This window comes from Pseudomonas sp. Root329 (assembly GCF_001424925.1).
Lineage (GTDB): Bacteria > Pseudomonadota > Gammaproteobacteria > Pseudomonadales > Pseudomonadaceae > Aquipseudomonas > Aquipseudomonas arabinosi.
In genome coordinates this window covers 263,526-286,391 of record NZ_LMCV01000001.1, presented here as the reverse complement: position 1 = coordinate 286,391, position 22,866 = coordinate 263,526, and the positions used below count along the sequence as shown (strand labels likewise).

24 protein-coding genes and 1 pseudogene are annotated in these 22,866 nt (G+C 59.6%); 19 read left to right on the top strand and 6 right to left on the bottom strand.

From position 1 onward, the window contains the following. Positions 1-135 precede the first annotated feature (135 nt). From ASC74_RS01325 to ASC74_RS01310, 5 genes and pseudogenes are all read left to right on the top strand, one after another. Positions 136-1,512 (top strand): annotated as a pseudogene (locus ASC74_RS01325) (phosphomannomutase/phosphoglucomutase); the annotation flags it as partial. A gap of 25 nt (positions 1,513-1,537) precedes the next feature. Then, complete coding sequence (gene argB, locus ASC74_RS01320) at positions 1,538-2,443, top strand: acetylglutamate kinase (RefSeq protein ID WP_008007602.1); 906 nt, start codon at positions 1,538-1,540, stop codon at positions 2,441-2,443. 189 nt (positions 2,444-2,632) lie between these two features. Next, entirely contained in the window at positions 2,633-2,845 is a 213-nt protein-coding gene (locus tag ASC74_RS30660) for a hypothetical protein (protein WP_080932508.1), read from the top strand. A 17-nt stretch (positions 2,846-2,862) separates the two neighbouring features. Further along, the gene (locus tag ASC74_RS01315) at positions 2,863-3,435 is read left to right on the top strand and encodes a hypothetical protein (RefSeq protein ID WP_056738674.1); all 573 of its coding nucleotides are present in this window, start codon (positions 2,863-2,865) and stop codon (positions 3,433-3,435) included. Further along, positions 3,422-3,805, top strand: a complete 384-nt coding sequence (locus tag ASC74_RS01310) for a hypothetical protein (RefSeq protein ID WP_056738672.1) — start codon at positions 3,422-3,424, stop codon at positions 3,803-3,805. Before ASC74_RS01315 ends, ASC74_RS01310 begins: the two co-directional genes overlap by 14 nt. Positions 3,806-3,879: 74 nt before the next feature. Here ASC74_RS01310 and pyrE read toward each other — a convergent pair whose 3' ends face one another. Beyond that, entirely contained in the window at positions 3,880-4,524 is a 645-nt protein-coding gene (gene pyrE, locus ASC74_RS01305) for an orotate phosphoribosyltransferase (protein ID WP_007894680.1), read from the bottom strand. Positions 4,525-4,606: 82 nt separating this feature from the next. Between pyrE and ASC74_RS01300 the strand changes: the two genes are divergently transcribed. Further along, a complete protein-coding gene (locus tag ASC74_RS01300; protein WP_007934608.1) occupies positions 4,607-5,386 on the top strand; it encodes an exodeoxyribonuclease III in 780 nt (259 codons plus the stop codon). 177 nt (positions 5,387-5,563) lie between these two features. Here ASC74_RS01300 and ASC74_RS01295 read toward each other — a convergent pair whose 3' ends face one another. After that, on the bottom strand, positions 5,564-5,932 hold the full coding sequence (locus tag ASC74_RS01295) for a DUF4870 domain-containing protein (protein WP_056738670.1): 369 nt from the start codon (positions 5,930-5,932) through the stop codon (positions 5,564-5,566). A 29-nt stretch (positions 5,933-5,961) separates the two neighbouring features. Further along, positions 5,962-6,684 (bottom strand): ribonuclease PH, encoded by a 723-nt coding sequence (gene rph / locus ASC74_RS01290; protein WP_046045041.1) that lies wholly within the window; start codon positions 6,682-6,684, stop codon positions 5,962-5,964. 270 nt (positions 6,685-6,954) lie between these two features. Here rph and ASC74_RS01285 point away from each other — a divergent pair, with 270 nt between their 5' ends. The 6 genes from ASC74_RS01285 (at position 6,955) to ASC74_RS01260 (ending at position 12,263) form a co-directional block, all read left to right on the top strand. Next, positions 6,955-7,818, top strand: coding sequence for a YicC/YloC family endoribonuclease (locus ASC74_RS01285; protein WP_008150145.1), 864 nt, complete (start codon positions 6,955-6,957; stop codon positions 7,816-7,818). Between the two features lie 12 nt (positions 7,819-7,830). Continuing rightward, entirely contained in the window at positions 7,831-8,451 is a 621-nt protein-coding gene (gene gmk, locus ASC74_RS01280; protein ID WP_056738669.1) for a guanylate kinase, read from the top strand. A gap of 167 nt (positions 8,452-8,618) precedes the next feature. Next, positions 8,619-8,882, top strand: coding sequence for a DNA-directed RNA polymerase subunit omega (gene rpoZ / locus ASC74_RS01275; protein WP_007894670.1), 264 nt, complete (start codon positions 8,619-8,621; stop codon positions 8,880-8,882). A gap of 56 nt (positions 8,883-8,938) precedes the next feature. Next, complete coding sequence (gene spoT, locus ASC74_RS01270) at positions 8,939-11,044, top strand: bifunctional GTP diphosphokinase/guanosine-3',5'-bis pyrophosphate 3'-pyrophosphohydrolase (RefSeq protein ID WP_008150141.1); 2,106 nt, start codon at positions 8,939-8,941, stop codon at positions 11,042-11,044. A gap of 24 nt (positions 11,045-11,068) precedes the next feature. Continuing rightward, positions 11,069-11,449: a RidA family protein gene (locus ASC74_RS01265; protein WP_003229509.1), complete on the top strand. Its 381-nt coding sequence runs from the start codon at positions 11,069-11,071 to the stop codon at positions 11,447-11,449. 73 nt (positions 11,450-11,522) lie between these two features. After that, complete coding sequence (locus ASC74_RS01260; protein ID WP_056738668.1) at positions 11,523-12,263, top strand: hypothetical protein; 741 nt, start codon at positions 11,523-11,525, stop codon at positions 12,261-12,263. Between the two features lie 140 nt (positions 12,264-12,403). Here the strand turns inward: ASC74_RS01260 and ASC74_RS01255 are convergent, their stop codons facing one another. Further along, on the bottom strand, positions 12,404-13,261 hold the full coding sequence (locus ASC74_RS01255; protein ID WP_056738666.1) for an SDR family oxidoreductase: 858 nt from the start codon (positions 13,259-13,261) through the stop codon (positions 12,404-12,406). 189 nt (positions 13,262-13,450) lie between these two features. Between ASC74_RS01255 and exbB the strand changes: the two genes are divergently transcribed. The 6 genes from exbB (at position 13,451) to ASC74_RS01225 (ending at position 20,371) form a co-directional block, all read left to right on the top strand. Next, a complete protein-coding gene (gene exbB, locus ASC74_RS01250; protein WP_056738664.1) occupies positions 13,451-14,419 on the top strand; it encodes a tonB-system energizer ExbB in 969 nt (322 codons plus the stop codon). Positions 14,420-14,425: 6 nt separating this feature from the next. Further along, entirely contained in the window at positions 14,426-14,854 is a 429-nt protein-coding gene (exbD, locus tag ASC74_RS01245) for a TonB system transport protein ExbD (RefSeq protein ID WP_008150131.1), read from the top strand. Beyond that, entirely contained in the window at positions 14,851-15,600 is a 750-nt protein-coding gene (locus ASC74_RS01240; RefSeq protein WP_056738662.1) for a TonB family protein, read from the top strand. The genes exbD and ASC74_RS01240 overlap by 4 nt, the downstream gene beginning before the upstream one ends. A gap of 277 nt (positions 15,601-15,877) precedes the next feature. Further along, positions 15,878-16,807, top strand: a complete 930-nt coding sequence (locus ASC74_RS01235) for a hydrogen peroxide-inducible genes activator (RefSeq protein ID WP_008150125.1) — start codon at positions 15,878-15,880, stop codon at positions 16,805-16,807. A gap of 9 nt (positions 16,808-16,816) precedes the next feature. Beyond that, the gene (recG, locus tag ASC74_RS01230; RefSeq protein ID WP_056738660.1) at positions 16,817-18,892 is read left to right on the top strand and encodes an ATP-dependent DNA helicase RecG; all 2,076 of its coding nucleotides are present in this window, start codon (positions 16,817-16,819) and stop codon (positions 18,890-18,892) included. 78 nt (positions 18,893-18,970) lie between these two features. After that, positions 18,971-20,371 carry an aminoacyl-tRNA deacylase and HDOD domain-containing protein gene (locus ASC74_RS01225; RefSeq protein ID WP_056738658.1) on the top strand — a complete coding sequence of 467 codons (1,401 nt, stop codon included), beginning with the start codon at positions 18,971-18,973 and terminating at the stop codon, positions 20,369-20,371. A gap of 269 nt (positions 20,372-20,640) precedes the next feature. Here ASC74_RS01225 and ASC74_RS01220 read toward each other — a convergent pair whose 3' ends face one another. Beyond that, a complete protein-coding gene (locus ASC74_RS01220) occupies positions 20,641-21,030 on the bottom strand; it encodes a hypothetical protein (protein WP_056738657.1) in 390 nt (129 codons plus the stop codon). Between the two features lie 577 nt (positions 21,031-21,607). Between ASC74_RS01220 and ASC74_RS01215 the strand changes: the two genes are divergently transcribed. Beyond that, positions 21,608-21,991, top strand: a complete 384-nt coding sequence (locus ASC74_RS01215) for a DUF6124 family protein (protein WP_056738655.1) — start codon at positions 21,608-21,610, stop codon at positions 21,989-21,991. Between the two features lie 95 nt (positions 21,992-22,086). Here ASC74_RS01215 and ASC74_RS01210 read toward each other — a convergent pair whose 3' ends face one another. Next, positions 22,087-22,839, bottom strand: a complete 753-nt coding sequence (locus ASC74_RS01210; RefSeq protein WP_236713216.1) for a lysozyme inhibitor LprI family protein — start codon at positions 22,837-22,839, stop codon at positions 22,087-22,089. Between the last annotated feature and the right edge of the window lie 27 nt (positions 22,840-22,866).

Here is a 22,866-nt window from a genome sequence, read left to right as displayed (position 1 = left end):
CCTTTACGCACCACGAACTCTCAGTGAAAAACGCCGTCATACCCTTCAGTTTGAGCCGGCCGACGAGTTCTTCGCGGCAGGTCCAGCCACTTTCGAGATGGAGCATTTCTACAGATGAGCACCCCAGCCCAAGTCGCACCCAAGTTCCCCGACAGCATCTTCCGCGCCTACGATATTCGCGGCACCGTCCCGGAATTCTTGAACGCTGAAACCGCTTATTGGCTCGGTCGCGCCATCGGCTCCCAGAGCCTGGCCCAGGACGAACCCAATGTGTCCGTCGGCCGTGACGGTCGCCTGTCCGGTCCAGAACTGGTCGAACAACTGATCAAAGGCCTCGCCGACAGCGGTTGCCACGTCAGCGACGTCGGCCTGGTGCCAACGCCTGCGTTGTACTACGCCGCCAACGTGCTGGCCGGCAAATCCGGCGTGATGCTCACCGGCAGCCACAACCCGTCGAACTACAACGGCTTCAAGATCGTCATCGCTGGCGACACTTTGGCCAATGAGCAGATCCAGGCCCTGCACGAACGCCTCAAGACCAACAACCTGAGCAGCGGCAAGGGCAGCATCACCCAGGTCGAGATCCTCGACCGCTACAACACCGAAATCGTCCAGGACATCAAACTGGCTCGCCGCCTCAAAGTCGTGGTCGACTGCGGCAACGGCGCGGCCGGCGTGATTGCCCCGCAACTGATCGAAGCCCTGAACTGCGAAGTCATCCCGCTGTTCTGCGACGTCGACGGCAACTTCCCGAATCACCACCCGGACCCGGGCAAGCCTGAAAACCTCGTGGACCTGATCGCCAAGGTCAAGGAAACCAACGCTGACCTGGGCCTGGCTTTCGACGGCGACGGCGACCGCGTCGGCGTGGTGACCAACACCGGCAGCATTGTTTACCCGGACCGCCTGCTGATGCTGTTCGCCCGTGACGTACTGGCGCGCAACGCTGACGCGGAAATCATCTTCGACGTCAAATGCACCCGTCGTCTGACGCCGCTGATCAAGGAATACGGCGGCCGTCCGCTAATGTGGAAGACCGGCCACTCGTTGATCAAAAAGAAAATGAAACAAACCGGCGCCCTGTTGGCCGGCGAAATGAGTGGGCACATCTTCTTCAAGGAGCGCTGGTTCGGTTTCGACGACGGCATTTACAGCGCCGCTCGTCTGCTGGAGATCCTCAGCAAAGAAAAATCCAACGCGGAAGAGCTGTTTGCGACCTTCCCGAACGATATTTCTACGCCGGAAATCAATATCCATGTGACCGAAGAGAGCAAATTCAGCATCATTGATGCTCTGCACGACGCGAAGTGGGGCGAAGGCGCCGACCTGACCACCATCGACGGCGTGCGAGTCGACTACGCCAAAGGCTGGGGCCTGGTTCGCGCGTCCAACACCACACCGGTGCTGGTGCTGCGCTTCGAGGCCGATGACGAGGCTGAACTGCAGCGCATCAAGGACGTATTCAAAGTCCAGTTGAAGCGTGTTGCACCTGATCTCCAATTACCGTTTTGATCTTCTGAAGTACCCGGAGCCCTGAATGACCCTCGAACGCGAAGCCGCCGCCAACACCGCCAAGGTCCTGTCCGAAGCGCTGCCTTACATTCGCCGCTATGTCGGCAAGACGCTGGTGATCAAATACGGCGGCAACGCGATGGAAAGCGAGGAGCTGAAAACCGGCTTCGCCCGCGACATCGTGCTGATGAAAGCCGTCGGCATCAACCCGGTGGTGGTTCACGGCGGCGGCCCGCAAATCGGCGACCTGCTCAAGCGTCTGTCGATCGAGAGCCACTTCATCGATGGCATGCGCGTGACTGACGCGCAAACCATGGACGTGGTGGAAATGGTCCTCGGCGGCCAGGTGAACAAGGACATCGTCAACCTGATCAACCGTCATGGCGGCAGCGCCATCGGCCTGACCGGTAAAGACGCCGAGCTGATTCGTGCGAAGAAACTCACCGTCACCCGTCAGACGCCGGAGATGACCCAACCGGAAATCATCGACATCGGGCAGGTGGGCGAAGTGGTCGGGATCAACACCGACTTGCTGAACTTGCTGGTCAAAGGTGACTTCATCCCGGTGATCGCGCCAATCGGTGTCGGCGCCAACGGCGAGTCATACAACATCAACGCCGACCTGGTGGCCGGTAAAGTTGCCGAAGCACTGAAAGCTGAAAAGCTGATGCTGCTGACCAACATCGCCGGCCTGATGGACAAGTCGGGGACGGTCCTGACCGGCCTGACCACTCAACAAGTCGACGACTTGATCGCCGACGGCACCATCTACGGCGGCATGCTGCCGAAGATCCGTTGCGCGCTGGAAGCCGTGCAAGGTGGCGTGGGTAGCTCGTTGATCATCGATGGCCGGGTGCCAAATGCGATTCTTCTGGAAATCTTCACCGACACCGGTGTGGGTACCTTGATCAGCAATCGCAAGCGTCACTGATTCAAGAACGCAAAAGATCGCAGCCTTCAGCAGCACCTATGGATGTACGAATATTCCGTAGGAGCTGACGAAGTCTGCGATCTTTTTTATGCGCGCAGGAAATGCCTGACCTGATTAAGCGAAACGTCCGACATCCAGCCAGCACAAGTCCGCATAGGATCTTCCCTGTATCCACAGGAGATCTTCCCCATGCAAAAAGACCACGTCCCCTACGGCAGTGATGTTTCAGCAGGCACTTACGAGTGCGCAGACTGCGGGCGCGAATACACCAATCAGTCAAAGACTTCGCTTCCGCCGTGTCCAGACTTCAAACCAAGCACCCACGTACTTAATGGCTGGAATATCCTGACCGGCCAAGGTGACGCCGTGGCAGATCCGTATCCAAACAAGCCTTCCAAGTAATCACGGGGGTCTGAACCATGCAGATCTCGTTCACGATCGACGCCCAGGTATTCGACCTCGAGCAAAGGGAGCCGGTCAAAAAGACCTTGAGGATCTCCGACCACGAAATCGCCCACGCCCTGCAGCGAATCGCCAAGGCGAGCCTGACCGAATACTTGAAAATGCTGGTAGAAGGAGGAATGCCGAGTCGGGCCGATGAAGCGAAACAGGACCGCTTGCTGTATCTGATTCAAAGCTACTTCGGGCAGACATTGCCGACCGAATCTCAGATATCGACGATTTTTCAGCTGACCCAGAGCCAAAGCAAAACCCTGCTGAAAAACACGGTTTCGCGCTTTCGCAATCAGCTGGACGATATTCTGCAGCACAGCATGCGAGCCGTGATCGAGTCTGCGGAACATGCGCAGACGGTGTACCTGGTGGTGATCAGTTCGGACGTCATTCGTGATGAGCTGAACATGCTGATCACACAGAACGAACCGACCTTCAAACCCATCACAAAACGTAAAGGCAGCGCCGGGCAGTTCGAGATCAGCGAGGATTCCCACGACTTGCTCTGCGCAACGCTGGGGATCAATGCCGTTCAGTGACATCGTGGCGGTCAGTGGATTGCTGCTGACCTTGACCACCTTCATGTTCAACCTGGCGTGGCCGAGGCTGCATGAAGCACTGGAGCTGGATGAAAGCCAATCTGGCCCGCTCGCCAGAAAACGTAGCCGAAAAAAGGTAACGAACGTTTTGTTCGCCTGCGCCCTCCCTCTGACCAGCGCCTTCCTGGCGCTGTTTTACGTCAACTTACCTGCCGCCGTGAAAATCATGGGCAGCAGCACGCTGAATCTTTGGGACTTTGACGTGGATCGCACGCTTTACGTGATGGTTGTGTTTGCACTGATGGTGTTTGCGTTGTTCAACCTCGGGGCGGCGCTAAAGCTGATAGGTAAATGGCGCAGGCTTCGCTGACGGCAAAAAAAAAGACCTCGCTCAGGCCGACTGAGCGGGGGGTTTTTGGCCTGCACAACCCTGTGGGATTATGGTCAGACGCCGAACTGCGCGCGGTAGGCTTCAACCGCCGGCAGGTGTTGCTTGAGCTGCGGATCATCTGCCAGGAATTCGAGCACCTGGTTCAACGAAACAATGCTGATCACCGGGATGCCGAAGTCACGCTCCACTTCCTGGATGGCCGACAACTCGCCGTTGCCACGCTCCTGACGGTTCAGGGCGATGAGCACGCCCGCAGCCTTGGCGCCGTCCTGGGAAGCGATGATCTGCATCACTTCACGGATGGCAGTGCCAGCGGTGATCACGTCGTCGATGATCAGCACGTCGCCGGTCAACGGTGCGCCGACCAGGCTGCCACCTTCGCCGTGAGCCTTGGCTTCCTTGCGGTTGAAGCACCACGGCAGGTCGCGGCCATGATGTTCGGCCAGGGCCACTGCGGTGGTCGCCGCCAAAGGGATGCCTTTGTAGGCCGGACCGAACAACACGTCGAACGAAATACCGCTCTCGACGATGGCCGCCGCGTAGAAACGACCCAGCTGCGCAAGGGCCGAACCCGAGTTGAAAAGGCCTGCATTAAAGAAGTAAGGACTGGTGCGCCCGGACTTCAGGGTGAACTCGCCGAAGCGCAAAACGCCGCGATCGATGGCAAAACGAATGAAATCGCGCTGATACGCTTGCATGAAAAAAACCCCAAATACCACGGATTTAGCTAATTAGGTTGACGCCGTGTATCATACACGCACGCGATTTTTGGGGCCATTTATGCGGATCATCAGTGTGAACGTCAATGGTATTCAGGCTGCAGTGGAGCGAGGTTTGCTCAGTTGGCTGCAAGCACAGAATGCCGACGTCATCTGCCTGCAGGACACCCGCGCCTCCGCCTTTGAACTGGACGATCCAGCTTTCCAACTGGATGGCTACTTCCTTTATGCCTGCGAAGCCGAAGTTCCCGCCCAAGGTGGCGTGGCTTTGTATTCGCGGCTGCAACCGAAGGCAGTCATCAGCGGTCTCGGCTTCGAGACGGCCGACCGCTACGGGCGTTACCTGCAAGCAGATTTCGACAAGGTCAGCATCGCGACCTTACTGCTCCCTTCGGGGCAGAACGGCGATGAAGACTTGAACCAGAAGTTCAAGCTAATGGACGATTTCGCCCGTTATCTGGATAAACAGCGACGCAAACGTCGCGAGTACATTTACTGTGGCTCGCTGTACGTGGCGCAACAGAAGCTGGATATCAAGAACTGGCGTGACAGCCAGCAATCCCCGGGCTTCCTGGCACCTGAACGTGCCTGGATGGACGAGATTGTCGGCAACATGGGCTATGTCGATGCCCTGCGTGAAGTCAGCCGTGAAGGTGACCAGTACAGCTGGTGGCCGGATAACGAACAGGCTGAAATGCTCAACCTCGGTTGGCGTTTCGACTATCAGTTGCTGACTCCGGGCCTGCGTCGCTTCGTACGTAGCGCACGCTTGCCACGTCAGCCACGGTTCTCGCAGCACGCACCGCTGATCGTGGACTACGACTGGACGCTGACCATCTAAGCGTCTTTTCGCAGACACAAAAAAGCCGACATCAACTGTCGGCTTTTTTGTGCGCGCTGACTTTCCAATGTGGGAGCGGGCTTGCTCGCGAAAGCGGTTGAACATTCAACATTGAAGTTGACTGACCCACCGCTTTCGCGAGCAAGCCCGCTCCCACATAGAGATCTGTGTCGACGTTTATTTGATCAACCGCCAGGTGAATGGGTAACGATAGGGGAACCCCTCATTAGCCTTCACGCCCGCAATGATTGTCAGCACCAGCGCACCGATCGCCAACAGACCGAACAGGAAGAACCCGACGATCACCACCATCAGCAGCAAGCAGATGGCGGAGGCAATGGCGACGGTGATCTGAAAGTTCAGCGCCTCCTTGCCTTGAGCATCAACAAACGGGTCCATCTCGCGCTTCATCTGCCAGAGAATCAGCGGGCCGATCAGCGTACCGAACGGAACCCAGATCCCCAGCAAGGCGGACAGGTGACAAAACATCGCCCACTGCCGAACCTCTTTGCTCGGGGTGGGAAGCAGCTGTTGCTCGTCACTCATGGCGTCCTCCTTGGTTGGAGCAGATCCGATCAGTCGGCCAGTGCAGCCTTTTGCAGCTCGAAGATTTCGGACATGCCTTTCTTCGCCAACTCAAGCATAGCGTTCAGTTCTTCCGGCTGGAACGGAGCGCCTTCGGCAGTGCCCTGGACTTCGATGAAACCGCCAGTGCTGGTCATCACCACGTTCAGGTCAGTCTCGGCAGCCGAGTCTTCCAGGTAGTCGAGGTCGAGCACCGGCTCGCCCTGGTACATGCCCACCGATACGGCAGCGATCATTTGCTTCAGCGGGTCGCCGCCTTTCAGGCCGCCGCGCTTCTTGATCACTTTCAAGGCATCGACCAGTGCAACCATGGCGCCGGTGATGGACGCGGTGCGGGTGCCGCCGTCAGCCTGGATCACGTCGCAGTCGACGTACAGGGTGACGTCGCCCAGCTTGGACATGTCCAGCGAAGCGCGCAGGGAACGACCGATCAGACGCTGGATTTCCAGGGTGCGCCCGCCTTGTTTGCCGCGGCTCGCTTCACGCTGGTTACGCTCGCCAGTGGCGCGCGGCAGCATGCCGTATTCGGCGGTCAACCAGCCTTGGCCCTGACCTTTGAGGAAACGCGGCACGCCGTTTTCGACGCTGACGGTGCAGATGACTTTGGTATCACCGAACTCGACCAGTACAGATCCCTCGGCGTGTTTGGTGTAGTTGCGGGTAATGCGGATCGAGCGGAGCTGATCGGCAGCGCGACCACTTGGACGTTTCATAGGGAATACCTGTACGGGGGACGGAAAACTGCGGAGCATTATAGAGCCGCAGGGCCACGAGTGGGCACTTCTAAAAAAATCCCCCGACGACTGAAGGCCCTGCACAGCGCTTTGCCGACGACCTGCAGCCCTTTGTCACACCGTGTGTTTGGGCGCATTCGCCCCACTGCGCTACAATCCTGCGCCTTTGCTGCCTCTGGGCTTAAATTCATATAGATCAGGCCTGCGAAACCTTTGGTAACGTATGAACCTGCATTGCGAGGTACCTCCATGGTGCACAGCATGACCGCCTTTGCCCGCGTCGAAAAAGCCGGCGCCCAAGGCACCCTGAGCTGGGAACTGCGCTCGGTCAACAGCCGCTACCTGGAGCCGCATTTGCGCCTGCCTGAGTCCTTTCGCGACCTCGAAGGCGCGGTCCGCGAAGCACTGCGCCAGGGAATCTCCCGGGGCAAGCTCGAATGCACCCTGCGCTTCACCGAAGAAAATACCGACAAACCACTGCAAGTGGACCGCGAGCGCGCCGCGCAATTGGTCGCCGCCGCCGAGACCATCGCCGGCCTGATCAAAAATCCGGCCGCGCTGAACCCGCTGGAAGTCCTGGCCTGGCCCGGCGTGCTGGTGGGCGATGCGACCGACCCGCAAGCCTTGAATGCAGAAGCACTGGCGCTGTTCAACGAAGGCCTGAAAGAACTCAAGGCCGGCCGCGAGCGCGAAGGCGCGGAGCTGGCACGGTTGATCAATGATCGCCTGACCTCTATTGAAGAAGACGTGGTGACCCTGCGTGAACTGGTCCCGCAGATGCTCGCCACCCAGCGCCAGAAAGTGCTCGACCGCTTTGCCGACATGAAGGCCGAGATGGACCCGCAGCGACTGGAGCAGGAAATGGTCATGCTCGCGCAAAAGAGCGACGTCGCCGAAGAACTGGATCGCCTGAGCACTCACATCATCGAAGTTCGCCGGGTGCTCAAATCCGGCGGCGCTGCCGGTCGGCGCCTGGACTTCCTGATGCAGGAGCTCAACCGCGAAGCGAACACACTGGGCTCCAAAGCCTTCGACCCGCGCAGCACCCAGGCGGCGGTCAACCTCAAAGTGTTGATCGAGCAGATGCGCGAACAAGTGCAGAATATTGAGTAAGGCAACCCTGACATGACCCACAGCACCGGCACCCTGTACATCATTTCCGCACCTTCGGGCGCGGGCAAGAGCAGCCTGGTCAAGGCCCTGACCGACGCTGATCAGGAGATCCGCGTCTCCGTCTCCCACACCACCCGCGCCATGCGCCCCGGTGAAGTGAACGGCGTGAACTATCACTTCGTCGAACGCAGCGAGTTCGTGAAGATGATCGAGCATGGGGATTTCCTCGAGCGCGCCGAAGTGTTCGGCAATCTCTACGGCACTTCGCAAAGCCTCCTGCAGCAGACCCTGGACGAAGGCCACGACCTGATTCTGGAAATCGACTGGCAAGGCGCCGAACAAGTGCGCAAGTTGATGCCCCAGGCTCGTTCGATCTTCATTCTGCCGCCGTCTCTGCAAGCCTTGCACCAGCGCCTGACCAATCGTGGCCAGGACAGCGACGAGATCATCGAAGGCCGGATGCGCGAAGCCGTCAGCGAAATGAGCCACTACGTCGACTACGATTACCTGATCATCAACGACGATTTCGCCCACGCACTGCGCGATTTGCAGGCGATTTTCCGTGCAAACCAGCTGCATCAGAAGCGTCAGCAGCAACGTAACGGAAAACTTTTGGCTGAATTGCTCGGCTAAACAGCTCTTCCCAAAACTGCTGCAAGGGCTTTACATTGGCACTTGCAGCGCGTTGAAGGGCTTGGTCAAAAAATCAGCGCTTCCCTAATCGCTGGTGATTTTTTAAACTGTTGAGTCCGCTCGCCCAACCGGGCAGCGCGCATATTGCATTCGCTCCGAGGAATACCATGGCCCGCGTAACCGTTGAAGATTGCCTAAACCACGTGGAAAACCGCTTTGAGCTGGTCATGCTGTCTACCAAGCGTGCCCGTCAACTGGCCACCGGCGGCAAAGAGCCACTGGTTCAGTGGGAAAACGACAAGCCTACCGTTGTAGCCTTGCGTGAAATCGCTGAAGGCCTGATGAGCTACGAGTTCATCGCCAACGCTGAAATCGTCGAAGACGAACCGCTGTTCGCAGCGTTCGAGGACGAGTCCAACGAGGCAGTCTAAGCCATGCCTGGTCGACGTAGCACGGCGCGGGGTCACAGCGAACGGCAGGAATTATCATGCCGAGCATAGACGCCCTCGCCGATCGCTTATCGACCTACCTCGGCAAGGACCAGGTCAACCTGGTCCGCCGAGCGTACTTCTACGCCGAACAAGCCCACGACGGCCAACGCCGCCGTAGCGGCGAGGCGTACGTCACGCACCCACTCGCGGTTGCGAATATTCTTGCCGACATGCACATGGACCATCAGAGCCTGATGGCTGCGATGCTGCATGACGTGATCGAAGACACCGGTATTGCCAAGGAAGCGCTGCAAGCGCAATTCGGTGAAACCGTGGCCGAACTGGTCGACGGGGTCAGCAAACTGACCCAGATGAACTTCGAGACCAAGGCCGAAGCCCAGGCCGAAAACTTCCAGAAAATGGCCATGGCCATGGCCCGCGACATTCGCGTGATCCTGGTCAAACTGGCTGACCGCCTGCACAACATGCGGACCCTGGAAGTCTTGTCCGGCGAAAAACGCCGACGGATCGCCAAGGAAACCCTGGAAATCTATGCGCCCATCGCCAACCGGCTGGGCATGCACGCCATCCGCATAGAATTCGAAGACCTCGGCTTCAAGGCGATGCACCCGATGCGTTCCGCACGGATCAACCAGGCGGTCAAACGCGCCCGGGGCAATCGCAAGGAAATCGTCAACAAGATCGAAGAGTCCCTCAGCCACTGCCTGGCCATCGACGAAATCCAGGGCGAAGTCAGCGGTCGCCAGAAACACCTCTACGGCATCTACAAGAAAATGCGCGGCAAGCGTCGGGCCTTCAACGAGATCATGGACGTCTACGCGTTCCGGATCATCGTCGACAAGGTCGATACCTGCTACCGCGTGCTGGGTGCTGTGCATAATTTGTACAAACCGTTGCCGGGGCGCTTCAAGGATTACATCGCGATCCCCAAGGCCAACGGCTACCAGTCGCTGCACACCACGCTGTTCGGCATGCACGGTGTTCCGATCGAAATTCAGATCCGCACCCGTGAAATGGAAGAGATGGCCAACAACGGCATCGCCGCCCATTGGCTGTACAAATCCAGTGGTGACGAGCAGCCAAAAGGCACTCACGCTCGCGCCCGTCAGTGGGTCAAAGGCGTGCTGGAGATGCAGCAACGGGCTGGCAACTCGCTGGAATTCATCGAGAGCGTGAAGATCGACCTGTTCCCGGACGAGGTCTACGTGTTCACGCCCAAAGGCCGGATCATGGAGCTGCCCAAAGGCTCCACGGCCGTCGACTTCGCTTACGCGGTACACACCGACGTGGGCAACAGCTGCATTGCCTGTCGGATCAATCGTCGTCTCGCACCGCTGTCCGAACCGCTGCAAAGCGGCTCCACGGTCGAGATCGTCAGCGCCCCCGGGGCACGACCGAATCCGGCGTGGCTCAACTTCGTGGTCACCGGCAAGGCGCGGACCCACATCCGCCATGCGCTGAAACTGCAACGCCGCTCCGAATCCATCAGCCTCGGCGAGCGCCTGCTGAATAAAGTCCTCAACGGTTTCGACAGCTCGCTGGAGAAAGTAGCAGCCGAGCGCGTCAAGGCGATGCTCACCGAGTACCGCCTGGAACTGATCGAAGACCTGCTCGAAGACATCGGCCTGGGCAATCGCATGGCTTATGTGGTCGCCCGCCGACTGCTTGGTGAAGGCGAACAGCTGCCGAGCGCGGAAGGCCCGCTGGCGATTCGCGGCACCGAGGGCCTGGTACTCAGTTACGCCAAGTGCTGCACGCCGATCCCGGGTGACCCGATTGTCGGCCACCTGTCCGCGGGCAAAGGCATGGTCGTGCACCTGGACAACTGCCGCAACATCAGCGAAATCCGCCACAACCCGGAAAAATGCATCCAGCTCTCATGGGCCAAGGATGTCACCGGCGAATTCAATGTCGAACTGCGCGTCGAGCTGGAACACCAGCGCGGCCTGATCGCTCTGCTGGCCAGCAGCGTCAACGCGGCCGACGGCAATATCGAAAAAATCAGCATGGACGAACGCGATGGTCGCATCAGCGTGGTCCAACTGGTGGTCAGCGTGCACGACCGCGTGCACCTGGCCCGCGTGATCAAGAAACTGCGCGCCCTGACCGGGGTGATTCGCATCACTCGCATGCGTGCGTAAGCCACTCATTACAAGGAGTCATTCATGACCAAAACAGTTATCACCAGCGACAAGGCCCCGGCCGCCATCGGTACTTACTCCCAGGCGATCAAGGCTGGCAACACCGTTTACATGTCGGGCCAGATTCCTCTGGACCCAAAAACCATGGAACTGGTTGAAGGCTTCGAAGCCCAGACCGTCCAGGTGTTCGAGAACCTCAAAGCCGTGGCTGAAGCTGCTGGCGGTTCGTTCAAGGACATCGTCAAACTGAACATCTTCCTCACCGACCTGAGCCACTTCGCCAAGGTCAACGAGATCATGGGCAAGTACTTTGACCAGCCTTACCCTGCCCGCGCCGCCATCGGCGTAGCGGCCCTGCCAAAGGGTTCGCAGGTTGAGATGGATGCCATTCTGGTCATCGAGTAAATGCGTACGGCGCAGCCTTTAAAGGGCTGCGCTGACCGATCTTGTAAAGAAAGGGTTCTGAAAGGATTCCACCATGCGCAAAGCGCTAGCTCTCTCGCTGGTCGCCCTACTCTTGGGCGGTTGTGCCAGCAACCCTGCCGACCGTGACATCAGCGGCACCTGGATCAATCAGGTGGCGATCGATGCTGCAGCCAAAGGCGGCCCCCTGCGCGAAGCGCTCCAGGCCTATGGCCCGAACCTGGAATGGGACGTCAACACCAAGGCTGGTCAGGCCCGCTACACCAATGGTTTTGAAAATGTCGACGGCAAGTTGCTGGGCGAAGCGTCCGGCGCCTGGAAGGTCGACTTTTATGGCAGCTCCGCCAGTGAGCTGAAGCGTGACGGCAAGCAACTGAGCCAGGTCGCCAGCGACAATGAGCCGGAGCAAGTCTTCGACCGCGCGCAGGTTACGGTGCCGGACGGCGCACCGGTGGGTGCCAGTTTCGAACGCGCACTGTATTCGGCCTACATGGGCGGCAGCTGGAAAGTCGTCAGCGGTCCCGGTGAAGGCAATACCGTGCAATTCCAGGCTGACGGCCAGGTTGCCGGCCTGCCGGGGGCGGATCGCTATGCCCTGTGTCTGGCAGGCGATTGCGCGTCGATGAGCGGCGGCAACGACAACATGTGGCTGCAACTCAATGGCCAGGGCAATACCTGGATCTTTGCGCGCAAGGGCAAAGAGCTGGAGATCTTCCAGACCATGAACACCGCTCAGACGGACGAGATGCCATCGTTCACGCCGGGTGATCGCAAGTGGTTGCTCGAGAAGCAATAACCCGGCCATAAGGCCAACGCATAACCAATGTGGGAGCGAGCTTGCTCGCGATGAGGCCGTAACATTCAACATCATCATTGACTGTTATGCCGCCATCGCGAGCAAGCTCGCTCCCACATTTGGTTTGTGGTGCTTGATAGTCAGCTGCGGCCTTCAAGAATGGCGGCGTAACCTTCGCGATAGCTTGGGTACTTCGGTGTCCAGCCCAAGGCTTTGGCCCGCGCATTGCTGCAGCGCTTGCTGCCAGTGCGCCGCACGCTCGCGTCTTCGGCCCATTCGGTCACGCCCAGATACTCACGCAACCAGCCCACCACTTCGGCCAGTGGCGCAGGCGCATCGTCCACACCAATGTAGACGTCATCCAGCGCCACGCCGCGACGATCCGCTTCAAGCAGACACGCCAGCAACCCCGCCGCATCGTCGGCGTGAATGCGATTGCCGTACAACGGTGGATCGATGGCCACGCGATAACCCCGACGGACCCGAGTCAGCAGCGATTCGCGACCTGGGCCGTAAATGCCGGTCAAACGTACGATGCTGGCCGGGATGCCGCTTTGGAGTGCCACTTGCTCCGCCTCCAGCATCAATCGACCCGAATAGCCTGTTGCAATGGTCGGCGAAGTCTCATCGACCCACTCGCCATCCTGCTGGCCATACACACTGCTGCTGGAAACAAACAGCAGGCGATTGGGCACCTGCCCGTAGTCGTTCAGCCATTCCAGAACATGCTGCAAGCCCTGCACATAAGCTGCGCGATAACCGGCTTCATCGTGATCGGTGGCGGCCGCGCAATACACCAGGTAATCCACCGCACCGACTGGCCAGGTCGCTGGACAGTCTTCATTGAACAAGTCACCGGCAACGCCGATCACGCCCTTTGGCAGACGCGAGACATCACGCCGCAAGCCGTGAACCTCCCATCCGCCAGCCAACAATTGCGTGGCCAGACGACTACCCACATCACCACAGCCGGCGATCAAAACAGAAGGCGCGGACATCAGAAAACTCCCATCAGAAAGGCACAGACTAGCGCTGGCAATGGACGAGCGGCTAGCAATGAAGGAAAAAAAGATACTCTATTACTTTTGTTAACAAGAATTACTTGCAATAATGCCTGCCACTTTTGTTCTCGGCCTCACGAGGCCTGGAAGAACATTTACCGTCTTTTTCTCTCAGGTCCGGCCAGCATGACACGCAATCAATTCCCCGCTTCGCCAACCAAACGACCTCGCGCCTGGAGCGCGGTGGCCGCCCTGCTGCTCAGCCTGATGCTGGCGCCGACCGCCGCTTTCGCTGACGCACAAGCGCCAGCCGCTCCGGCAGCCACTGCTGCTCCAGCTCCAACTCCAGCTGATCATGTTACCCCGGCTGCGACCGACCCGGCCCAAGCCGTAGACACCACCGCCGAAGACGTTCCGGAAGTCCTCGAAGCCGACAACACCCTGGGCATGGCCCACGACCTGTCGCCGTGGGGCATGTACCAGAACGCCGACATCATCGTGAAAATCGTGATGATCGGCCTGGCCATCGCCTCGATCATCACCTGGACCATCTGGATCGCCAAAGGCTTCGAGCTGATGGGCGCAAAGCGTCGTCTGCGCACCGAAATCGTCCACCTGAAAAAAGCCACCACCCTTAAAGAAGCCAGTGTGACAGCCACCAAGCAAGGCACCCTCGCCAATTTGCTGGTGCATGACGCCCTGGAAGAGATGCGTTTGTCGGTCAACAGCCGCGAGAAAGAAGGCATCAAGGAACGCGTCGCCTTCCGCCTTGAGCGTCTGGTTGCGGCCTGCGGTCGCAATATGAGCAGCGGCACCGGCGTGCTCGCCACCATCGGTTCCACCGCGCCGTTCGTCGGCCTGTTCGGCACCGTGTGGGGCATCATGAACAGCTTTATCGGCATCGCCAAAACCCAGACCACCAACCTCGCCGTCGTGGCTCCCGGTATCGCCGAAGCCCTGCTGGCAACCGCGCTGGGTCTGGTTGCAGCGATCCCGGCCGTTGTCATCTACAACGTCTTCGCCCGCTCCATAGCGGGTTACAAGGCCCAAGTGTCCGACGCTTCGGCTGAAGTCCTGCTGCTGGTCAGCCGTGACCTCGATCACCTGCCGACCGCCGAGCGCACCACGCAACCGCACATGGTCAAAGTAGGGTAATCAGCCATGGGCTTGCATTTGAAAGAAGGCGCAGACGACGATCTGGCCGAGAACCACGAAATCAACGTCACACCGTTCATCGACGTGATGCTGGTGCTGTTGATCATCTTCATGGTGGCAGCCCCGCTCGCCACCGTGGACATCAAGGTCGACCTGCCCGCTTCCAGCGCCAAACCGGCGCCACGGCCGGAGAAACCGGTGTTCCTCAGCGTCAAGGCTGACCAACGCCTGTTCCTCGGCGAAGACGAAGTGAAGGCCGAAGCACTCGGCGCCACGCTCGATGCCAGGACCAAAGGCAAGAAAGACACGACGATCTTCTTCCAGGCCGATAAAGGCGTGGATTACGGCGACCTGATGAGCGTGATGGACAACCTGCGCTCTGCCGGTTACCTGAAGGTGGGTCTGGTCGGACTCGAGACGGCAGTCAAGAAATGATCACGACGCGCCAAAAGCTGACGCGTTATAGCGGGAGCCTGGCCGTGGTGCTGGGCGTCCATGCGCTGGCCATTGCGCTGGCGCTGAACTGGACGTCGCGCCCACCGATCGAGCTGCCGCCACAGGCGATGATGGTCGAGTTGGCGCCGGTTCCGGCACCGCCACCGCCGGCACCGCCGAAGGTCATAACGCCGCCACAGCCACCCGCCCCGGTGGAAGAATTGCCGATACCGAAGCTGGCTGAAGTGCCGAAGGCCGAGATCGCCGTGCCGAAACCGGTCAAACCCAAGCCCAAGCCTCAACCGCCCAAGCCTGTGGAGAAAAAGCCGGAACCGCCTAAAGAGAAGCCGTCCGAGGAAAAACCGAGCGACGCGCAACCGACTCAGGCGCCAACGGAGAAATCCGCTCAGCCGGCACCGGGCCCATCACCGGCGCAGCAAGCGGCCAAGGCCAGCTGGCAAGGCACCCTGCTCGCTCACTTGGCCAAGTACAAGAAGTACCCGGCCAGTGCGCAGGCGCGGGGCAAGGAAGGCATGAACCGCCTGCGCTTCGTGGTGGATGCCGAAGGTAACGTGTTGTCGTTCGAACTGGTGGGCGCCTCTGGCACTGCCGATCTGGACCGGGCCACCCTGGAAATGATCCGCCGCGCCCAACCGCTGCCCAAGCCACCGGCTGACATGTTGACCAACGGCGCCATCGAAATCGTTGCACCGTTTGTTTACTCGCTGGAAAAACGCCGGCGCTAAGCCACCGCAGATCCCCATGTGGGAGCGGGCTTGCTCGCGAAGAGGCCAGCACATTCAACATCTATGTTGACTGACACACCGCTTTCGCGAGCAAGCCCGCTCCCACAGGGACTTCCAAAAGCAGGGATATCTACGAAAGGCACCCGAAAGGTGCCTTTTGCATATCCGCCAGCGGCAAACCTGCTTTGCCCTGTGTCACTCAACACACTCAGTCTGATAACGTGCGTCTATCGATTGCAGCCGGTATGCTTGGCTCGCAACTTCATGGACGCTTGCTATGACTCTTACAGAATTACGCTACATCGTTACCCTCGCCCAAGAGCAGCACTTCGGCCACGCGGCCGAGCGTTGCCATGTCAGCCAGCCGACCCTGTCGGTGGGCGTGAAAAAGCTTGAAGACGAACTCGGTGTGCTGATTTTCGAGCGCAGCAAGAGTGCCGTGCGCCTGACCCCGGTCGGTGAAGGCATTGTCGCCCAGGCGCAGAAAGTCCTGGAACAGGCCCAAGGCATCCGCGAACTGGCCCAGGCCGGCAAGAACCAGCTGACCGCGCCGCTAAAAGTCGGCGCGATCTACACCGTCGGCCCGTACCTGTTTCCGCACCTGATTCCACAACTGCACCGGGTCGCCCCGCAGATGCCGTTGTACATCGAAGAAAACTTCACCCACGTGCTGCGCGACAAACTGCGCAACGGCGAGCTCGACGCGATCATCATCGCCCTGCCGTTCAACGAAGCCGACGTGCTGACTTTGCAGCTCTACGACGAGCCGTTCTACGTCCTGATGCCGGCCCAGCACCCGTGGACCCAAAAAGAATCCATCGACGCCGCCCTGCTCAACGACAAGAGCCTGCTGCTGCTCGGCGAAGGCCACTGCTTCCGCGATCAAGTGCTGGAAGCCTGCCCGACCCTGGCCAAAGGCAACGACGGCGCCAAGCACACCACGGTGGAATCCAGCTCCCTGGAAACCATCCGCCACATGGTTGCGTCCGGCCTGGGCATCTCGATCCTGCCGCTGTCGGCAGTCGACAGCCATCACTACGCTCCCGGCGTGATCGAAGTGCGTCCACTGACACCTCCGGTGCCGTTCCGCACCGTGGCCATCGCCTGGCGCGCGAGCTTCCCGCGGCCTAAGGCGATTGAAATCCTCGCTGACTCCATTCGCCTGTGCTCGGTGGCCAAGCCGCAAGCACCGGTGGTTGCGGCCTAAGTTGCTGCCATGACCGAGTTGTCGCAAGTGTCGGTGACGGCACTCAAGGGTGTCGGCGAAGCCATGGCCGAGAAGTTGGCCAAGGTCGGCCTGGAGAATCTCCAGGACGTGCTTTTTCACCTGCCGCTGCGCTATCAGGACCGCACTCGCGTGGTCCCGATCGGCCATTTGCGACCCGGGCAAGACGCCGTGATCGAAGGCACCGTCAGCGGCGCCGATGTGGTCATGGGCCGTCGCCGCAGCCTGGTGGTGCGCCTGCAGGACGGCACCGGCGGGCTCAGCCTGCGTTTCTACCATTTCAGCAACGCCCAGAAAGAAGGCCTCAAACGCGGTACGCGGATTCGCTGCTACGGCGAAGCACGGCCCGGTGCGTCGGGGCTGGAAATCTACCACCCGGAATACCGCGCCATCACCGGCGACGAGCCGCCGCCGGTGGATGAAACCCTGACCCCGGTTTACCCGCTCACCGAAGGCCTGACCCAACAGCGTCTGCGCCAACTGTGCATGCAAACCCTGACGATGCTCGGCCCCACCAGCCTGCCCGACTGGCTGCCGACCGAACTGGCGCGGGACTATCAACTGGCGCCGCTGGCCGACGCGATCCGCTACCTGCACCACCCGCCGGCCGATGCCGACGTCGATGAACTCGCCCTCGGTCATCACTGGGCGCAGCACCGTCTGGCCTTTGAAGAACTGCTGACGCATCAACTGTCCCAGCAGCGCCTGCGCGAGAGCATGCGTTCCCTGCGCGCGCCAGCGATGCCGAAAGCCAGCAAGCTGCCGGCCCAGTATCTGGCCAACCTCGGTTTCACTCCGACCGGCGCCCAGCAGCGGGTCGGCAACGAAATCGCCTACGACCTCAGTCAGCACGAACCGATGCTGCGGCTTATTCAGGGCGACGTCGGCGCGGGTAAAACCGTGGTCGCCGCCCTCGCCGCGTTGCAGGCGCTGGAGGCCGGATATCAAGTGGCGCTGATGGCGCCCACCGAAATCCTCGCCGAGCAGCACTTCATCACCTTCAAGCGCTGGCTCGAACCGCTGGGCATCGAAGTCGCGTGGCTGGCCGGCAAGCTCAAAGGCAAGAACCGCGTGGCCGCACTGGAACAGATTGCCAACGGCACACCAATGGTGGTCGGTACCCACGCGCTGTTCCAGGACGAAGTGCAGTTCAAAAACCTCGCACTGGCGATCATCGACGAACAGCACCGCTTCGGCGTGCAGCAACGGCTGGCCCTGCGACAGAAAGGTGTCGGCGGGCGGATGTGTCCGCATCAGCTGATCATGACCGCCACACCGATTCCCCGGACGCTGGCCATGAGCGCCTACGCCGACCTCGACACCTCGATCCTCGACGAACTGCCGCCCGGCCGAACCCCGGTGAACACCGTGCTGATCACCGATACCCGGCGCGTCGAAGTCATCGAACGCGTGCGCGGCGCCTGTGCCGAAGGGCGTCAGGCCTATTGGGTGTGCACGCTGATTGAAGAGTCGGAAGAGCTGACTTGCCAAGCCGCCGAAACCACCTACGAAGACCTCACTGCCGCCCTCGGCGAGTTGAAGGTCGGGCTGATCCACGGCCGCATGAAGCCCGTCGAGAAAGCCGCGGTCATGGCCGAATTCAAGGCCGGCAACCTGCAACTGCTGGTCGCCACCACCGTGATCGAAGTCGGCGTCGACGTGCCCAATGCCAGCCTGATGATCATCGAAAACCCAGAACGCCTCGGGCTTGCGCAATTGCACCAGTTGCGCGGTCGAGTGGGTCGGGGCAGCGCCGCCAGTCATTGCGTGCTGCTCTACCATCCACCGCTGTCACAGATCGGTCGTCAGCGGTTGGGCATCATGCGCGAAACCAACGACGGGTTTGTCATCGCTGAAAAAGACCTCGAGCTGCGCGGCCCCGGCGAAATGCTCGGCACGCGCCAGACCGGCCTGCTGCAATTCAAGGTCGCTGACCTGATGCGCGACGCCGATCTGCTGCCCGCCGTGCGCGACGCCGCCCAGGCGCTGCTGGAGCGCTGGCCGGATCACGTCAGCCCGCTGCTCGACCGCTGGCTACGTCATGGGCAGCAATACGGCCAAGTGTGAGCACCGTCGCAGTTTCTGAACCACCGTTCTGAGCAAGCTGGTTATACTCCTGCCATTGTTTTAAAACGGATACAGACCATGACCGAAGTTGCCCTCGCACCCGCCACCCCGCACGCTCCGTCGGTTATTCGGCTGATGCTGGGCAAACTGGGTATCGCCTACGAAGAAGTCCTCGACCATCACGGCCTGAACGCCGCACGCAAAGTGCAGGCTGTTCTGCTTGATGACGCCGTGGGCACGCTCATGGTGCTGTTCCCGCAGAGCCAATTGCTGGACCTCAATCGCCTCGCCGAACTGACCGGCCGCCGCCTCACCGCCGTGTCCACCGAACGCCTGGTAAAAATGCTCGGCAAACACAACCTGAGCCTGCTGCCCGGCATGCCGGCGCTCACCAGTTCACCGTGCCTGTATGAAGAAAGCCTGCTGCGCGAGCCGAAGTTGCTGATCAACTCGGGCGAGCCGGGCGTGTTGCTGGAGATCACCAGCGAAGACTTCAAGACCATGCTGACCAAGGCCAGCGCCGCCAACTTCGGCGAAGCGCTGATCAGCATTCGCCCGAACCTCGACCGCCCTCACGATGACCGCGAGGAAATCACCCAGGCCGTTCAAGCGTTCACCGCACGACGCATCCAGCAACGCCTGGAAGAGACCATCGAGATTCCGCCGCTGGCCGAGACCGCGCAGAAAATCATCAAACTGCGCGTCGACCCCAACGCCACCATCGACGACATCACCGGCGTCGTCGAAACCGACCCGGCCCTGGCCGCACAAGTCGTGAGCTGGGCGGCGTCGCCGTACTACGCCTCGCCGGGCAAGATTCGCTCAGTAGAAGATGCCATCGTGCGGGTGCTGGGCTTCGACCTGGTGATCAACCTGGCGCTGGGCCTGGCCTTGGGCAAAACCCTGAGCCTGCCCAAAGACCACCCGCAACACACCACGCCGTACTGGCAGCAATCGATCTACACCGCCGCCGTCATCGAAGGCCTGACCCGCGCCATGCCGCGCGCCCAGCGCCCGGAAGCCGGCCTGACCTACCTCGCCGGCCTGCTGCACAACTTCGGCTACTTGCTGCTGGCCCACGTGTTCCCGCCACACTTCTCGCTGATCTGCCGTCACCTGGAGGTCAACCCGCACCTGTGCCACAGCTACGTCGAGCAACACTTGCTGGGCATCAGCCGTGAACAGATCGGCTCGTGGCTGATGCGCTACTGGGACATGCCCGAAGAACTGGCCACTGCGCTGCGCTTCCAGCACGACCCGGGCTACGACGGCGATTACGCCGAGTACCCGAATCTAGTGTGCCTGGCAGTGCGTTTGCTGCGTAGCCGTGGCATCGGCTCCGGCCCGGATGAAGACATCCCGGATGCGTTGCTGGAACGCGTCGGCCTGACTCGCGACAAAGCCAACGACGTCGTCACTAAAGTGCTTGAAGCCGAAGTGCTGCTGCGCGAACTGGCTTCGCAATTCACCCAGGCCTAAAAGCATCGTCGGAACGCCGCCCGGAGCCGGCTCACTCCCACAGGGGATCACCTAAATCCCTGTGGGAGTGAGCCTGCTCGCGATGAATCCACCCCGGTCTACCTGAATCACCACACCCCCTGTGGTGAGGGGATTTATCCCCGTTCGGCTGCGCAGCAGTCGCAAACCCAGCCAACACGGTACGCCTGATACAACCCAGTCTCAGGCTTGAGGGCCGCTTCGCAGCCCAACGGGGACAAGTCCCCTCGCCACAGGGTTAATCATCGACCTCAAGCCTTGGCTTTTACCTTCGCCTTCCTAGGCTTCAAATACTTGGTCAACCCCTGAAACCAGATCACCAGCGCCGGGTTGCCCTTGATCTGAATCGACTTGTCCTGAATCCCCGTCATAAACGCCAACTGCTTGTTCTTCGCCTGCATCGTGGCAAAGCCATACGCCGCATCTTTAAAGGCAATCGCAAACGCAGGCTCGGCATACACGCCCGACTTGCTGGTGATGCGCTGATCCTTCACAAAGAAATGCCGCGCCACTTTCCCGTCCAGGGTCTGTAGCTGAAACACCAACTCCTTGTCACCCAACTGCTGCTGAAACGCAGGATTAGTCCGACTGGCCTTACCCATCAACAAACCCAGCATCCACAGAAGAAAACGAAATTTCATGCGCACAGCCTCAAAAGGAAAATGAACGGCCGGCGCAGTGTAGCGGCTTCAAGCGAGAACGCCACTGTCTGGTTGCGTTAGAAGAAGATGCAGGTATTTTTGACGCCAATGACTACCAAGTCACGCCAACCTGATCGTTCCCATGCGCAGCAAAGTAATGCATCCCGTGACGCTCCGCGTCACCTCCCGACACATTCCCTACACCTGAAGAAACACAATCCCGTAGGAGCTGCCGCAGGCTGCGATCTTTTGATCTTGATCCCCTCAAACCTCTCGGACATTTCCTTCAACACGCCGGGCTGTCCGTGAACTAGGCAGTCTTCGGTATCACCGATAGTCTTTGGTGGTCGCCGCAAATCGGTGACACGGACGTGCAAGTCCGAATCCAGGTGCGCAATTGCTTATGGCTATTCGTCGAGCGTTTTCCTATGCTCGCGGATCGTTATGGCGGCTGTGCGTCGGAGACCTTCGGGTCTGCCGGTTCCTGGATCGGTCTTGCACACCAACGCACAGCTGCCACCTCTTTCGAAGTGCAAAGCGAAACGGTGTCAGTCTCTTTATTCCAGGAGATACATCTATGATCAAGCCAACACCTAATCCCCCCGAACACGAAGACACATCGCCCTACGAATCCTTAGATTCAAAAAAACTCCACGAAGCCGCCGAACGCGCCCTGGATCTTCACCTCGGCACACCTGCAGATAAAAAACCTAAACGTCGCAATGGCGATCTCTTCATCGTCGCTCCCGACCTCCACACCGAAACCATCCTGGCCAACGCCTCAGAAGACCTGCTGTCCATCAGCGCCATCGCCGCCGACCTGGCCGACAGCGTAGAAGGCTCACGCCGTTCCGTTGCACTGGCACTCAGCAGAATGGCGGTCGGTGTGCATCTGTTAGTGGAGCGAGCGCTGGATCATATTGATTCGCCGAATCCGGCGGAGCATCGGGCCAAGGTGTAGCAGAACCGCGAATACAAAAAGGGGACGTAAAGTCCCCTTTCTTGGCAGCAGCGTCAAACATAGCCTTTTCAAAAATCACACCGATTTCATTGTTTTTAAGGTTCTGCGCATTTCATATTTTTGATGTCGCCTCCCTGGATCGGAATCACACATTCGCGACGCTCCTCGCCATTGCCACGAAGCTCGGAAAGGCTAAGCGTCACATGCAATCCGTCAGCAGCAAACGCATGGTTTTCAAACCCGGCATCGGAATAACCATCCCAAAACGACTTGTCATCAAAACTGCAAAACTCGGCGGTTGACATCACTCGCCAACCGCCGTCAGGTGCCAGGAGTTGGACGTTGAGGCAAGGGCTGCCAAAGGTCGTCACATAACGAACCACGACATCGCCGTAACGTTGGGCGCCTGCCTTGGAAATCCTGTTGGGATCAATCACGCCACCCTCCCCATCCGGCGCGATCCCGTCCAGATAAGCCGCACGCTCCACACTCATTCTGGCGATGCAGTTATTGATCGTCGTGGTATGCGCCGCGACACCTGGCTCGGTATTCGTGGCTTCGAGTGGGCAAGTGCTGTCCCGCAACTTGATCCAGGCGCGCTGGGCGTCTTTGGCCATGGCCATGAATACCTTGCCCTGATCGGGGTCATGTTTTTGCTGGAGCTCAAACCTCGCCAGAAGCGTTTTGTAGCTGTCATTGAGCGACACATCGGCTGTCTTGCGGGTCATTTCCGCGCATTCATCAACCTGCGCACTCGAGGTAATTACCTTGCAATTGTCCTGCGCCAAGGCAATTGAAGCGGGCAGGAATGCAATCATCAATGCTACGGATCTGTTAAACATTTTCATTTCTTCAATCTCTGATTTGGAGAGGCT

Bases quoted from the DNA above. Each gene is read 5' to 3' on its own strand.
- ASC74_RS01235 (WP_008150125.1), top strand. From the start codon at position 15,878: ATGACTCTTACAGAATTACGCTACATCGTTACCCTCGCCCAAGAGCAG.
- ASC74_RS01240 (WP_056738662.1), top strand. From the start codon at position 14,851: ATGATCACGACGCGCCAAAAGCTGACGCGTTATAGCGGGAGCCTGGCC.
- ASC74_RS01255 (WP_056738666.1), bottom strand. From the start codon at position 13,261: ATGTCCGCGCCTTCTGTTTTGATCGCCGGCTGTGGTGATGTGGGTAGT.
- ASC74_RS01285 (WP_008150145.1), top strand. From the start codon at position 6,955: ATGGTGCACAGCATGACCGCCTTTGCCCGCGTCGAAAAAGCCGGCGCC.
- argB (WP_008007602.1), top strand. From the start codon at position 1,538: ATGACCCTCGAACGCGAAGCCGCCGCCAACACCGCCAAGGTCCTGTCC.
- ASC74_RS01265 (WP_003229509.1), top strand. From the start codon at position 11,069: ATGACCAAAACAGTTATCACCAGCGACAAGGCCCCGGCCGCCATCGGT.
- rpoZ (WP_007894670.1), top strand. From the start codon at position 8,619: ATGGCCCGCGTAACCGTTGAAGATTGCCTAAACCACGTGGAAAACCGC.
- ASC74_RS30660 (WP_080932508.1), top strand. From the start codon at position 2,633: ATGCAAAAAGACCACGTCCCCTACGGCAGTGATGTTTCAGCAGGCACT.
- recG (WP_056738660.1), top strand. From the start codon at position 16,817: ATGACCGAGTTGTCGCAAGTGTCGGTGACGGCACTCAAGGGTGTCGGC.
- ASC74_RS01225 (WP_056738658.1), top strand. From the start codon at position 18,971: ATGACCGAAGTTGCCCTCGCACCCGCCACCCCGCACGCTCCGTCGGTT.
- ASC74_RS01220 (WP_056738657.1), bottom strand. From the start codon at position 21,030: ATGAAATTTCGTTTTCTTCTGTGGATGCTGGGTTTGTTGATGGGTAAG.
- ASC74_RS01215 (WP_056738655.1), top strand. From the start codon at position 21,608: ATGATCAAGCCAACACCTAATCCCCCCGAACACGAAGACACATCGCCC.
- gmk (WP_056738669.1), top strand. From the start codon at position 7,831: ATGACCCACAGCACCGGCACCCTGTACATCATTTCCGCACCTTCGGGC.
- exbB (WP_056738664.1), top strand. From the start codon at position 13,451: ATGACACGCAATCAATTCCCCGCTTCGCCAACCAAACGACCTCGCGCC.
- ASC74_RS01260 (WP_056738668.1), top strand. From the start codon at position 11,523: ATGCGCAAAGCGCTAGCTCTCTCGCTGGTCGCCCTACTCTTGGGCGGT.
- ASC74_RS01300 (WP_007934608.1), top strand. From the start codon at position 4,607: ATGCGGATCATCAGTGTGAACGTCAATGGTATTCAGGCTGCAGTGGAG.
- ASC74_RS01310 (WP_056738672.1), top strand. From the start codon at position 3,422: ATGCCGTTCAGTGACATCGTGGCGGTCAGTGGATTGCTGCTGACCTTG.
- ASC74_RS01210 (WP_236713216.1), bottom strand. From the start codon at position 22,839: ATGAAAATGTTTAACAGATCCGTAGCATTGATGATTGCATTCCTGCCC.
- pyrE (WP_007894680.1), bottom strand. From the start codon at position 4,524: ATGCAAGCGTATCAGCGCGATTTCATTCGTTTTGCCATCGATCGCGGC.
- spoT (WP_008150141.1), top strand. From the start codon at position 8,939: ATGCCGAGCATAGACGCCCTCGCCGATCGCTTATCGACCTACCTCGGC.
- ASC74_RS01315 (WP_056738674.1), top strand. From the start codon at position 2,863: ATGCAGATCTCGTTCACGATCGACGCCCAGGTATTCGACCTCGAGCAA.
- ASC74_RS01295 (WP_056738670.1), bottom strand. From the start codon at position 5,932: ATGAGTGACGAGCAACAGCTGCTTCCCACCCCGAGCAAAGAGGTTCGG.
- exbD (WP_008150131.1), top strand. From the start codon at position 14,426: ATGGGCTTGCATTTGAAAGAAGGCGCAGACGACGATCTGGCCGAGAAC.
- rph (WP_046045041.1), bottom strand. From the start codon at position 6,684: ATGAAACGTCCAAGTGGTCGCGCTGCCGATCAGCTCCGCTCGATCCGC.